The organism is Olegusella massiliensis, assembly GCF_900078545.1.
GTDB lineage: Bacteria > Actinomycetota > Coriobacteriia > Coriobacteriales > Atopobiaceae > Olegusella > Olegusella massiliensis.
Window position 1 is genome coordinate 207,460 of record NZ_FLLS01000002.1, and the last position, 12,485, is coordinate 219,944.

Annotated in this window: 11 protein-coding genes; 2 read left to right on the forward strand and 9 right to left on the reverse strand. The window is 49.8% G+C overall.

The genetic code is table 11. The annotated features are described in order from the left end of the window. Positions 1 to 2: 2 nt before the first annotated feature. From BN4314_RS01140 to BN4314_RS01160, 5 genes are all read right to left on the reverse strand, one after another. Entirely contained in the window at positions 3 to 599 is a 597-nt protein-coding gene (locus BN4314_RS01140; RefSeq protein ID WP_021735105.1) for an Asp23/Gls24 family envelope stress response protein, read from the reverse strand. Positions 600 to 640: 41 nt separating this feature from the next. Continuing rightward, positions 641 to 1,015: a DUF2273 domain-containing protein gene (locus tag BN4314_RS01145; protein WP_021734846.1), complete on the reverse strand. Its 375-nt coding sequence runs from the start codon at positions 1,013 to 1,015 to the stop codon at positions 641 to 643. Continuing rightward, positions 1,015 to 1,788: an Asp23/Gls24 family envelope stress response protein gene (locus BN4314_RS01150; protein WP_021735053.1), complete on the reverse strand. Its 774-nt coding sequence runs from the start codon at positions 1,786 to 1,788 to the stop codon at positions 1,015 to 1,017. The genes BN4314_RS01145 and BN4314_RS01150 overlap by 1 nt, the downstream gene beginning before the upstream one ends. A gap of 93 nt (positions 1,789 to 1,881) precedes the next feature. Next, positions 1,882 to 3,183 (reverse strand): LCP family protein, encoded by a 1,302-nt coding sequence (locus tag BN4314_RS01155; RefSeq protein WP_148424827.1) that lies wholly within the window; start codon positions 3,181 to 3,183, stop codon positions 1,882 to 1,884. Between the two features lie 70 nt (positions 3,184 to 3,253). Next, positions 3,254 to 4,054, reverse strand: coding sequence for a YebC/PmpR family DNA-binding transcriptional regulator (locus tag BN4314_RS01160; RefSeq protein WP_021734858.1), 801 nt, complete (start codon positions 4,052 to 4,054; stop codon positions 3,254 to 3,256). Positions 4,055 to 4,279: 225 nt separating this feature from the next. On the opposite strand from BN4314_RS01160, the gene BN4314_RS01165 reads away from it, so the two are divergent. Further along, a complete protein-coding gene (locus BN4314_RS01165; protein WP_021734954.1) occupies positions 4,280 to 4,735 on the forward strand; it encodes a hypothetical protein in 456 nt (151 codons plus the stop codon). 408 nt (positions 4,736 to 5,143) lie between these two features. Here the strand turns inward: BN4314_RS01165 and lgt are convergent, their stop codons facing one another. From lgt to tyrS, 4 genes are all read right to left on the reverse strand, one after another. Further along, a complete protein-coding gene (lgt, locus tag BN4314_RS01170) occupies positions 5,144 to 5,971 on the reverse strand; it encodes a prolipoprotein diacylglyceryl transferase (RefSeq protein ID WP_021735044.1) in 828 nt (275 codons plus the stop codon). A 12-nt stretch (positions 5,972 to 5,983) separates the two neighbouring features. After that, positions 5,984 to 6,223 carry a NifU family protein gene (locus BN4314_RS01175; protein WP_021735019.1) on the reverse strand — a complete coding sequence of 80 codons (240 nt, stop codon included), beginning with the start codon at positions 6,221 to 6,223 and terminating at the stop codon, positions 5,984 to 5,986. 196 nt (positions 6,224 to 6,419) lie between these two features. After that, positions 6,420 to 8,918 (reverse strand): U32 family peptidase, encoded by a 2,499-nt coding sequence (locus BN4314_RS01180; protein ID WP_068539316.1) that lies wholly within the window; start codon positions 8,916 to 8,918, stop codon positions 6,420 to 6,422. 15 nt (positions 8,919 to 8,933) lie between these two features. Next, positions 8,934 to 10,148, reverse strand: a complete 1,215-nt coding sequence (gene tyrS, locus BN4314_RS01185; protein ID WP_068539318.1) for a tyrosine--tRNA ligase — start codon at positions 10,146 to 10,148, stop codon at positions 8,934 to 8,936. A gap of 140 nt (positions 10,149 to 10,288) precedes the next feature. Here tyrS and BN4314_RS01190 point away from each other — a divergent pair, with 140 nt between their 5' ends. After that, entirely contained in the window at positions 10,289 to 12,397 is a 2,109-nt protein-coding gene (locus BN4314_RS01190) for a transglycosylase domain-containing protein (protein WP_068539320.1), read from the forward strand. The last annotated feature ends 88 nt before the right edge of the window (positions 12,398 to 12,485 follow it).

A 12,485-nucleotide genomic window follows, 5' to 3' on the forward strand; every position in this document is an offset into this window, starting at 1 on the left:
GCTTATTCCTCTGTTTCGGTGTCGGTAGTCTCGGCCTGTACAGCCGCTTCTGCAGCAGCCGCGGCAGCGGCATCGGCGCGCTTGGAAGCCGCATACTCTTCCTGTGTCAAGACATCCTCAATACGCAGATTGACGCCAGCAACTTCGAGTCCCGTCATACCCATGACCTGCTTGACCACCGTCTTTTTGACATCCTCAAAAACCTGGGGGGCATAGGCACCGTACTCAATCATAACCGATATATTAACGCGTACAGCAGAATCGGGGGTAACCTCAACCGTCACGCCCTTACGAGGCGCATGAGCACCAAAGGTCTCCTGTACACGATCGAGCCAGCCACCCTTCATACCAATAACGCCTGGTACATCACGCATGGCAATGGCAACAATTTTTTCAATAACACCATTGGAGAATGTCAGGGAGTCCTCACTGTCGAGATCTTCTTCAGAATCAACAGCCACTCCCTCACCTCCATCCCAGACCGGCTCTATAGCAGTACTGCTCTCGCTTGCTTCGATAGAAGCAAGAGGAGCTGCAGGTGTATCTATACTTTCCTGAGAAACTGTTTGCTCAAGCTCCTGCTTTTTGTCTTCACTCATGAAAGTGTCCTTTCTAGCTGCACGAAGGCTAGTTCATAATCTTAGTTGCGAGGCTCAAAAAACGAGCGAATGGCACGAATAATACGGGGATCACCGTCAACTAACTGCCCCACTGCAACACCAACAATGCAGAAAAAAGCAATTTCTAATGTGGTCCAAAGGCCAACAATCAAAAAGAGAATTGCTAATGCAAGGCCTATGACACCACCGTAAACAGCATTCTCGTGACCGGGAAAGCTCCGACGAATCCACTCGATAACAGCCTGATGAGGAAGCTTGCCCGTCTCAGCACTTTGCTGAGATACCTTCTCACTAGGCATCAATTGTGGAGAGCTAGTTTTAACTGTGTGGGTCTGTTCTTCTTTGCTGGCAGCCATCTGCTGTTCAATGTTCATCTTAGGTTTCTTTTCTTGCATTATGAGTCCTCCCTATCAGTTGTAGGGACTTCTTCAGTTATATCCATGTCAACAGAAAGATTATCATCGTCAGTAATCTCAGGCTCAAGCTGAGGTGGGCGCAAGGTCGTCGCGTGTCCCATGGGTACACGAATATCTTCAGCAAAAGGCGTTTCGGAGGTGGTTGACTGAGATTCAGGCTCTGTCGACACAGGATGTGCCTTTGGCATCGTGTTGGCATAGCTAGCTTCAAGGCTATCAAAATTGACAGGTTCGTCATGAGTAATGGGGTCAACAAACTCAATCGTGACGCTATCAACCGTATCGCCACATATCTCGGAAAGACCTACCATCAAGCGGTCATGAAGCTCTGCTCCGACCTCTGCAACATTAACCGTGTTGTTGGGCTGAATGCGACAAAAGACACGCACATGGCCGCGTTTCTTTGCTTTGACATTTACGCTCCGTGCCGTCAAGGTGCCGTCGCGCTCTATGGTATGCACTGCCTGAGCACGAATAGCATCACGTGTGACGTGCACCTCATCACCATCAACAACAGACACAATAACTGAATGCGGGTTACGCGGGGTAAACAGAGCACCTAACAGACATACCAACAGACCGAGACCGGTAATGCAGGCAAGCACAAGAGCGACTGTACCACCAATAGGATGGGCAAGCACAGTCGCAATGCCATGCTGATAGATGCCATACCAAGGCAGCACTAATATTGCGAGGCAGGCCATTCCAGCTAGTCCAAAGACAAACATGCACAAGCGCTTAAAACCGCTCATGCCCCACCCCCTCATACTCTGCAGCACACAGGCCGCGATTAATCTACTCTTATGAAGGATAACGCAAGCGCCGGACACATGCTTTGCTTGCTTTTATTCCATACCAGTCTTTACATTCTCATCCTCAGGATTGCCACCTGCATTGATGACCTCCATCAGACGCGAAGTTGCCGCTTCATCATTAATGACATAAGACACACCATCAATATAATCAGTCGTAGACGGTAGTGCCGCATGATAAATAGTTGGTGATCCACCCAACATGCGTAGCATAATCGGCATCATGTTATAACAACGCATCGAGCTATCCATCATGTCAGCCATTGAATTGGCAACACCTAACATCTCCCAAGGCGGCAGCGTGCGAGCCTTACTCATGATGGCCTGCAGTACCAGCATCTGATCTGCTTGGCGTTGAAAATCACCTAAAGCAAAGCCATGACGAACACGTGAGAAAAGCAGTGCAGTCTTGCCATCCATCTGATGGGTTCCTGCGGGCAGAACGAGCCCCGTGTACTCAGGGTCATTGACATCTACGGGCACGTTAACCGTAATGCCACCTATTGCATCTACGAGCGAAGATAATCCATCAAAGTGAATAACGGCAACCTTTGAAATGGGCACATTCACGAGCTTACTCACTGCGGAAGCCATGCCGCCAGCACCGCCAAAAGCATACGCTGCGTTGATTTTTTGAATACCGTGACCAGGTATTTCTATCTTGGTATCGCGAGGAATGGACAACATCGTAATCTTGTTGGCTACTACGTCAATTCGAGCCAAAATAATGGAATCAGCACGCGACACGGTATCGTTCTCTCGTGCATCAGAGCCCAGCAAAAGCGCATAGTAGGGCTGCAGAGGAATATGCATCTGGGTAGCTTCCGCTACGCCTTTTGCCTCGGGATCTTTAAAGGCAATTTTATTGTCGATAGGCAAAAACACCAGTGCATACACTGCAGCAAATACCGCAATCAGGACAATTAAAAACTTTAGGAATCCATGACGTTTGTGTTCACAATGTGGAAAATGGATCTGGTGTCCTGGTTGTCTATCGTAGACACTCTCATCATAATATTCCTGTGCAGGTCTACGAGACCTGTGTATGGGTGTAGCAGACCAACTATCAGTATTGCCGTAGCCTTCATTTCTATAGCGACGGTCAAAATCGGCACGATTTGCCTCAAGACTACTCAGGCTTGCCGGGTGCTGTGATAATTGAAGATTTGCATTTGCACGACGAGTCTGCGGCGCCGGATTGACAGGCGGCAAATCGGCCGCGCCCCTCGAAAAGGCTGACCCGCTCTGAAAATGCCCCTTTTTGTGATTATGCGAAGCGACCTCGAAGCCATCTGCCTCGAGGTCGTCACCATAATTGCGATATTGCCTACTCAAGCGCACCTCGCAATACTCGTCTTGGCCAAAGTTGCTTTACCTAACTATACGCAAAGCACCTAGGTCGAGGCTACTCGTCAGCTGCGAGGGCCTCCTCAATCTCATCAGTACGGTTCATGGTGTCATAAACGTTTTGAACGTCCTCAAGCTCCTCAAGGCGATCAACGAGACGTTGAACCTTTTTGGCATCAGCAACAGAGACCTCGGTGGGAGTCGTCGCAATCATCGTGAGCTCGGAACCCTTAACCTCAATACCCTGTGCTTCGAGGCCCTTTTGGACATCCTGCATATTGTCATAGGCGGTATAAACAATCCACTGATCGCCGGCGTCCTCATAATCGTCGCCCTCAGCTTCGGCAACTGCCATCATGAACTCATCTTCATCGACAGCATTGTCGCGGTCGGCAACCTTCTTATCATCGCTCTTGATGATTTTATCAACAGCAATAGAGCCTTTACGCTCAAACTGGAAAGCAACAGAGCCCGAAGTACCAAGATTGCCACCAGCATGAGAAAACGCGGAGCGCACGTCCGCAGCGGTGCGGTTTTTATTGTCGGTTAGGCAGTCAACATAGACAGCGACACCCGCAGGGCCATAGCCCTCATAGCTAATCTCTTCGTAAACAGCGGCATCGGCACCAGCACCAAAGGCCTTGTCAATAGCAGCCTTAATCTTTGCATTAGGCATGGAAACCATGCGAGCACGAGCAACAGCAGCAGCAAGCGTTGCGTTGTTGTCCGGGTTGGGGTCGCCTCCAGACTTGGCGGCAACCGTGATGTTGCGCGAGAGCTTGGAGAAGAGCGAGGAACGCTTTGCGTCAATCGCAGCCTTCTTGTGCTTGGTGGTAGCCCACTTAGAGTGTCCGGACATGCAGGTCTCCTTCTTGCATCGTGGTAGAAACAGTAGAATTTTAGCCGTTTGTCTTGTCAAGGGAAAGTAGAAAGCTTATCCCCTACTCAAAACCCACGCAGTCATGGTAATTGATGCTGCCAATTTTTACCGTCTACCTAAGCTCGTTCACTTGAGAGTCTACATGCGTTAAAGTCACAAGTGAAGCGTTTGTATTGTTGTATTCCTCATCTAAAGGAGACGCTCATGCTTTATATAGGTAACTTCAACTACAGTGATGAAAACGATGTCTCTGACAACTATGTCTTGATGCCTGCTGTAGTAGAAGCCTCAGATGCAGAAGAAGCGCTCGATCGTTTTGAAAAGATGTTTGAACGTTTAAACGCCAAATCCGACCTACTTGATGGCGCGCATTCCATTTATCTAGACTCATTAGTTGAGCTCGACCGTGCACCTGAATCTGCCGTTCTCATCCAATGGGAAAAGATTGTTCCTGCAGATGAGGGACTCTGCTCTATTACCGCTGCTCTACCCGAACTCGAAGAAGGAGAAGTGGCCTCTGCCTATGGTTGGAATGACGATGATGAAGGGCTTGAGCATACCCATATCCATAGCGACAGCGAAGATGCGGTAGATACTGAACTTGATAACTTTGACGATGATGAGGATGGCTTTGAGGAAGAGCCCTTCATGAGGCTATAAGCTCTGCTTTATGGTGCGCGAGGATAAATACTCTGCGTGATAACACATCCCCACCCGTGATAACACATCCCCACCGTCTATGCTCATTATGCTCAGACAGTGGGGATTTGTGTTTTCTTGGATATGCATTTTCTTTTATGTACAAATGGTTCGAATTTCGACCGCTGCGCCCACAGATGGTCCATTTTTCGAGCCCTAAACCCACAGATGGTTCGAGCTTCGAAGTCAACGATCACAAAACACCAGGTCATTTTTTTCGAAAAGTCGAAGGATGAACCATCTATGGAAATGGACATGCTATACAAGGCTGTCCTCTGCGCAAGACAGCACTACACAAGGATGCGCTGCATAAGAACACACTGCATATGGCTGTCCTGCACAAGGACAGCCTGCACAAGCAGGAACACTTTATGTATCGAGGTAAATCCGTTGCGGGGCGTTGATGTGGGCAGCAATGACGAAAATCGCTATGCCAGCAACAATTAATGGTAAAGACAGAATTTGGCCCATTGTCAAAAAATTGCCAAAAAGATAACCCAGCTGAGCATCTGGTACACGCACAAACTCAATCAACGCACGAAATACCCCATAGAGCAGCAAAAATACACCCAAAAAAGTCCCCTGTGGAAGAGTAGGCTTACGTCGCGACAGCACAAAAAGTACCAAGAAAAGCACAGCGCCCTCAAGCAGAGCTTCATAGAGCTGCGAGGGATGGCGATAGACCATCCCACCACCTGCATCAGAAAACATAACTCCCCAAGGCAAATCAGTCGGCTTGCCCCAAAGCTCACCATTAATAAAGTTGGCACAACGCCCAAAGAAAAGCCCAATCGGTGCTGCGCTTACTCCTAAGTCACAAAGGGTTGCCAGCGACAAATGCAGTCTGCGTGCCACAATACCGCCCCCAACAACTGCCCCTATAAGGCCGCCGTGAAAGCTCATACCTCCCTGGTTGAATGCCAGAATCTCAAGCGGATGTTCTAGATAGTAGCCAGCTCCGTAAAAGAGCACATAAGCAAGACGCGCTCCGATAATGACACCAAAAGCAAGACCTATCATGACTGATATCAAATCATCGAGCGTTAAATCCAGCCCCCATCGCTTTTGTGTCTTCCAAATCCAAGCAGCGCCTAAAACAAAACCAGCAAGATATGCCAAACCATACCAGCGCACCACCACTGGCCCCAATGCAAAAGCTATGGGATTAAGTTGATGATACAGCTCGTTAAGCCACATACCTGCACTACCTTAGAACGGCATCGCAGGTTGAACTTTGGTTACACCTGGCACATGCTCCATCAAAATGCGCTCGATACCCTCACTCATGTCATACGAAGACAGAGGACAGCCAGCGCAAGCACCCTGCATTTCAAGCGTTACCACACCATCATCGCTGCAATCTACAAGCGCAACATCGCCACCGTCAGCCTGTAGGCTCTGGCGAATAATATCAAGTGTCCTTTCAAGAAGCTCCCTATTTACTGCCACCTCTACCCCCTCCTTTGCGAGCACATTGACATACGCTCACTTAAATCCCTATTTGTCAGCTAGACATTAGGCTATATTACCCGATACAACTTTGTGCATGCACTGGTATCTTTCTTTACACGAATGCCAAATCTGCTCCAACCAAGACGTCATAGCTACCAGAGATACTCACAAAAACGAAAAGTCCACCTGGCGTCTAATCAATCGGACTAAATAGATGCCCTGTATCACTTCCCGCAAGGCGCGAAGCAGGACGCTTACCCGTCTGCGCTGCCAAAAGTGTCGCTTGGATACGCCTGAGTTCGCTGCCCACTTCCTGCTCACCTAACAAAGTGCAATCGACCATCAAACGTCTTACTCCAGCGGAAAGCAGCTCCCCTATCTCTGGTGTCAAATCCAAAGGACGAGCAGCATATAGTCTTGAGCGCCCCTGCAAATCTGTACGTACGGGCAGCAAAGAGCCATCAAGACTACGCAAAGACAGACGTTGTTTGCGTAGTTCACAGCGCGCACAATCCTCTATACAGTGCCCTGCCGCCTGCAAAATGCAATGCTCGCTCGTCATTGCACGGATACGACCCGATACGGTCACACCCACAGGAGTCTTTGCTTGGGAAGCAATCTGACGTATCTCCTCAAGCGAAAGCTCCGATGACAGCCAAAAACCCTGCGCACCCTGGGCTTCAAGCCAAGAGAGACAGCTTGCATTGTGTACAGGAATACATGCCCTAATCTCAGGCTGCGCACCTCTATCAACAGCTGCTGCCAGCTCGGATACATTGCCTACTGCCAGTTCGCCACCTGGCACAATATAACTATCAATACGCCTATGATCTGCTTGACGGCAAACCTCATCAAGCCAAGGAATCACCTTGTCAGGCCAATTTGAAAGCGTTGAATCGGTCAATTGATCATCACGCACATACACGCGATGAGCACCAGCGGCCAATGCTATGCGAGCTGCCTCAGGCGTTACCACCAACGCACAGATTTCTGCAGTCTTCGCTGGTTTCATATCAGCACGTAACGCAGCTTTTTCACGAGGACCACGCAGCCCTACACCCACATTTTCGGAGCGTGCCTCATAGTCTGAAAGCAATTCTTTTTCAAGCAATCTACAAGCTCTTGATCTCAGCTTATGCAGGGAAGAAAAACCTAGACCCACTCCCTGATCAAGCTCAACATCTATGGCTCGCGCTTCAAACGCAGAGTTACCCAATCTACCCGCATGCTCCGCCAAATCCTCAGCAGTCACGGCTTTGGTACGGGCTGCCTCAACCAAATCGCCTTCTGCACACACGGAAGCAGAACCATCCACGCAGCTCATTTCAACAGTAAGTGGCATACCCCTGTGCGCTTTGACCCGCATTGTTACCGCACGTTTGGGAGCAGCGCTGGGTCGTGCCGCCAAAGCCGAAGCATCCAGTGCTGCTTGCGAACGAATAACGCGCACCACACTCCCCTCAGGCAGCGTGCGTACCGTGCGGCATGTGAGAATCTCTCCCGGTCGTACATCTTTTGATGCCAAGGTAGTCAAGAACTGCGAGGGATCTTCAAGCGGTCTCAACTCAAGCAAATCACCTTTGCCCACTGGTACATCAACGCGCAGCGTGACTTCAGCCTCGTGATGCATGCGCGTACGCTCGCGACCACCTGCAGAACCGCCCTGAACCCGCCTAAAACTCCCAAGATCGCGACTCGCAAGTACCTCCCCTGCCAGCTCACCACGGTTATTTGAGCGGTCATAGCTCATCATCTCATCGCCAGAATGACCTCTAAGATATGCATCGGTAAAGTCACGATTGAAGGAACGTAAGAGCAAGTCACGACGACGATTGATATCGTCCTGACGAGGCGTGCGTCCTGCAGCAATATCATCTAACGCCCCGCGATAAGCAGAGACTACTGACCACACATAATCAGCGGCCTTCATGCGCCCTTCTACCTTAAGGGAAGCAAGCCCTGCTTGTGAAAGCGCAGCTAAATCACTTATGGTGCAGTAATCTTTAGGACAAAGCGGTCGCGTGCGTCCATCTACTGCTATCACACGACCCTTACTATCCACCAGATCATAAAGCAGACGGCAAGGCTGCGCGCAAAGGCCACGGTTTGCCGAACGGTTGCCTACCGACGAACTCAGCTTGCAAATGCCTGAATAGCAAAAGCAGAGCGCACCATGTCCAAAGTTTTCAAGTTCCACACCCTCTTGTGCAATGCGTGAAATCTCGGCCAAGGACAACTCGCGTGACAGTGTCACCCGCTCTACCCCAAGCACATCTCGCACCCATGCCACAGCACGCTCGTCATGCAGATTTGCTTGAGTAGATACATGAATTTCGATGTCAGGACGACGGCGACGCAGTTCCGACATGAGGCCCCAGTCTTGCACGATGATTGCATCTGCACCAAGTACCCACGCATGAGCAGCCCAGCGTACCGCCCGCTCCAGCTCGTTTTCCTTAATAACGACATTTTGTGTTACGTAGACCCGTGCACCCGCAATATGAGCAACGCGACAGGCTTCACGAAACTCCTCATCAGAGAAGTTATGTGCACCTCGACGCGCATTAAAATCGCTCCCAAGACCACAGTAAATTGCATCGGCTCCAGCGGCTAGCGCCGCATAAAATGCCTCAGGGCCACCAGCGGGCGCCAGCAGCTCAGGTATCTGCAAAGCGCCAACTTGATTGGTCATCTTTCACTCCTGCATTTAGGCAAGACGAGCAAACTTGCGCTTGCCAACTTGTACAACACAGCCGCTATGCAGCCGCTCGGGATCAATGTTGTAATTTTTTGCAGCAACAGCAATCTGATCAATTTTGACTCCGCCACCGTCAATCTGACGACGTGCATCGCCTGCCGAAGCGCAAAGTCCTGCTTCGGCAAGGACTCGGGCAAGATAAATCTTGCCTTGGTCGTTGGGAGTCAAATCCACACTAACTTCAGCAATATTTTCAGGCAGCTCGCCCTTCTTGAACTGAGCATCAAAAGCAGCTTGTGCAGCTTTGCCCGCACCTTCACCGTGGTAGAGATCGCAAATATTGCGAGCAAGTGCGCGCTTAAGCTGATAAGGGTCAGCTGTGCCATCTGCATAAGCAGCATCAATTGCATCGACCTCATCGACAGGAAGTGTTGAGCAAAGACGGTAATACATAGGCACAACGGTGTCGTTAATGCTCATGAGTTTGCCAAACATTTCATCAGCAGGGTCCGTCAAGCCAACATAGTTCTTATAGCTTTTGGACATCTTCTTAACACCGTCAAGGCCCACAAGCAGCGGCATCGTAAGAGCTACCTGTGGTTCCATATCAGATTTTTCCATCAAATCGCGACCAGCAAGAAGATTAAAAATCTGGTCGTTACCGCCCATCTCAAGGTCAGCCTTGATAACCACCGAGTCATAGGCTTGCAGCACAGGATAGATAAACTCATGCAGCGCAATTGGCATACCATTTGTGTAGCGGTTGTGAAAGTCTTCACGCTCAAGGATGCGAGCAACATTGAATTTGCTCATCAGACCGAGCATTGAGCCCAAATCCAAAGGTTTTAGCCATTCGCCATTGTGAACAATTTGCGTACGCTCGGGATCCAAAATCTTGAGAGCTTGTTCAACATAGGTAGCAGCATTGGCTTCGACCTGCTCCTCCGTTAAAGGAGGACGAGTAGAATCACGACCCGAAGGATCACCGATGAGCGCTGTACCATTACCAATAATGAGCGTTACCTTGTGACCAAGATCTTGAAACTGACGCATCTTGCGCAGAGGCACTGCATGGCCTAAGTGCAGGTCAGGCGAGGTAGGGTCGACACCTAGCTTTATATTCAAAGGAACTCCACGTTCGAGTTTCTTTTTGAGCTCATCTAAAGGAACAATCTGCATAGTTCCCGAAGTAATTACCTTGAGCTGCTCTTCTACCGATAACACAACAAACCTCCCGAGATGTTATTAACTACCATCGCACCACAATAAATTAGTTGAAGGATGGACTCTCCTACTCTAGCAGGACAGGCGCGATCGAACCTTTATAATGTTGAAGCAAATGTCGCTTCCCCAAGGAGGACTGCATGGGCATTCGTACGCGCAGGGCCCGTCTGCATTCGCGCACACATATCGTCGGCTTTGGAATTGTTGGCGTTTTTGGCTTTTTAGCCTTATTCGCCGCTGCCGTGGGTATTTCTCTTGGAGCACTTGTTTCAAGCTGGCTCCAGGATCTACCTGACTATCAGTCGGCCGATGCCTATCTCGTGGCAGAACCTACACAGGTACTCGCCTCTGATGGCACGGTCATGGCTGAGTACTATCTGCAAAACCGTCACTCTGTAAAGCAGGCTGACGTAGCAGATGCCGTATTCAAGGCCACCGTTGACGTTGAAGACGAGCGCTTCTACAAGCACAATGGTGTTGACCCACAGGGTATTGCTCGAGCTGTTGTCTCGCAGCTTGCTGGCCGCTCTGAGGGCGCGTCTACCATCACTCAGCAGCTCGTCCGCAATACTGTCTTATCTGATGAGCAATTTGAGCAGAGTCTCAAACGCAAGGTCCGCGAGGCGTATATTGCCATTCAAATGGAAAAGACCTACACCAAAGACCAGATTCTGATGATGTATCTCAACACCATCTACTATGGTCATGGTGCTTACGGCATCGAAGCGGCAAGCAAAACTTACTTTAATAAGAGCGCCAAAGACCTTGATCTCAATGAAGCCACAACTTTAGCTGGCATCCCCAACTCTCCTGCCTATTTTGATCCCACGGTCAACATGGAAGCCTGCAAGAAACGCCGCAACCACGTACTTGACCGTATGTTGGCAATTGGCGACATCAGCAAGGAAGATCATGACAAGGTTAAGGGTGAAGATATCAAACTCAACCTAGGCAGCTTCAAAGAATCTGACAGCTCTAGCCCCTACTTCACCGACTATGTCCGCGAACTACTACTTAAGGACTTTGACCAGGATCTTATCCTTAAAGGCGGTCTGAAGGTCTACACCACACTTGATCTTAATTGGCAAAAAGCTGCCGAGGAAGCCGTAGCCGACCAGCTCAAGACCATTGATGATGACCAACTACAAGCGGCGCTGTGCGCTATTGACCCTGGTACAGGTTATGTCAAAGCTATGGTCGGCGGCAGAAGCTACAAGAAGAGCCAGTACAACATGGCTACCCAAGCAAGACGTCAGCCTGGTTCGAGTTTTAAAGCATTTACGCTGGTAGCAGCGCTTGAAGCAGGTGTTAACCCCAATGTTTACTTGGATTGTAGCTCTCCGCAGCAGATTACAAGCACTTGGAAGGTACAAAACTACGGCAACGAAAATCTTGGTATTTTGACTCTGCAACAGGCGCTTGCGGTGTCTTCTAATACCGGCTTTGCACAGGTTGCTATGGGTATTGGTGCCGACAAGATTGTAACTGCTGCCCATGATATGGGCATTGATGTTGACCTGCCTGCTTATCCTGCCATTACTTTGGGTACCGCGGGCGTGCCTCCTATTCAAATGGCAGAAGGCTATGCCACCCTTGCCACGGGCGGTATCCACCATGATGCCGTGGCTATTACACGTATCGAAGACCGTAACGGCAATATCGTCTACGAGCATAAAGATGACGCTAAGCGCACGGTGCCTGCAGAGATTGCTCAGGCTGCAACTGAGGCGCTGCAAACTGTTGTCACGAGTGGCAGTGGTACGGCAAATGTTGTTTCCTACACTACCAACTACAACCAGCCCATCGCTGGTAAAACCGGCACAACCGAGGACTTCCGTGACCTATGGTTTTGCGGATACACACCTCAGGTTTCAGTTGCTGTATGGGTGGGCAACGAGGATGATACCCCTATCTTGGTGCATGGCAGCTACCTGCATCCTTATAACACCGCTTGCCCCATCTTTGTAGGCTTCACAAATGCCATTCTCAAAGGCGTGGCACGTGAAGAGTTCCCCACCACAGATAAAAAGCCTACATACAAGGACAATAGCGCTTGGGACTTTGCTCGTACCTATACCGTGGAATACGAAGTCGAAGAAGAGACCGAAGAGTCCACGGATGAGCAGGACACTGAAAATCCCGAGAACAACGGTCAGACTGATTCTAATAATGGAGGCGGCGCCACGACTCCTGAAAACACCGACAATAATGGTGGTGGACAGCAACAAGAGGTGCCTGCGGGTAACTAGCAGTTACCTATGATCCCTATACTGATTAAAAAAAGCACGCTCGATATCGAGCGTGCTTTTTTGTTTCCATGCCTACATCCACTGAAAA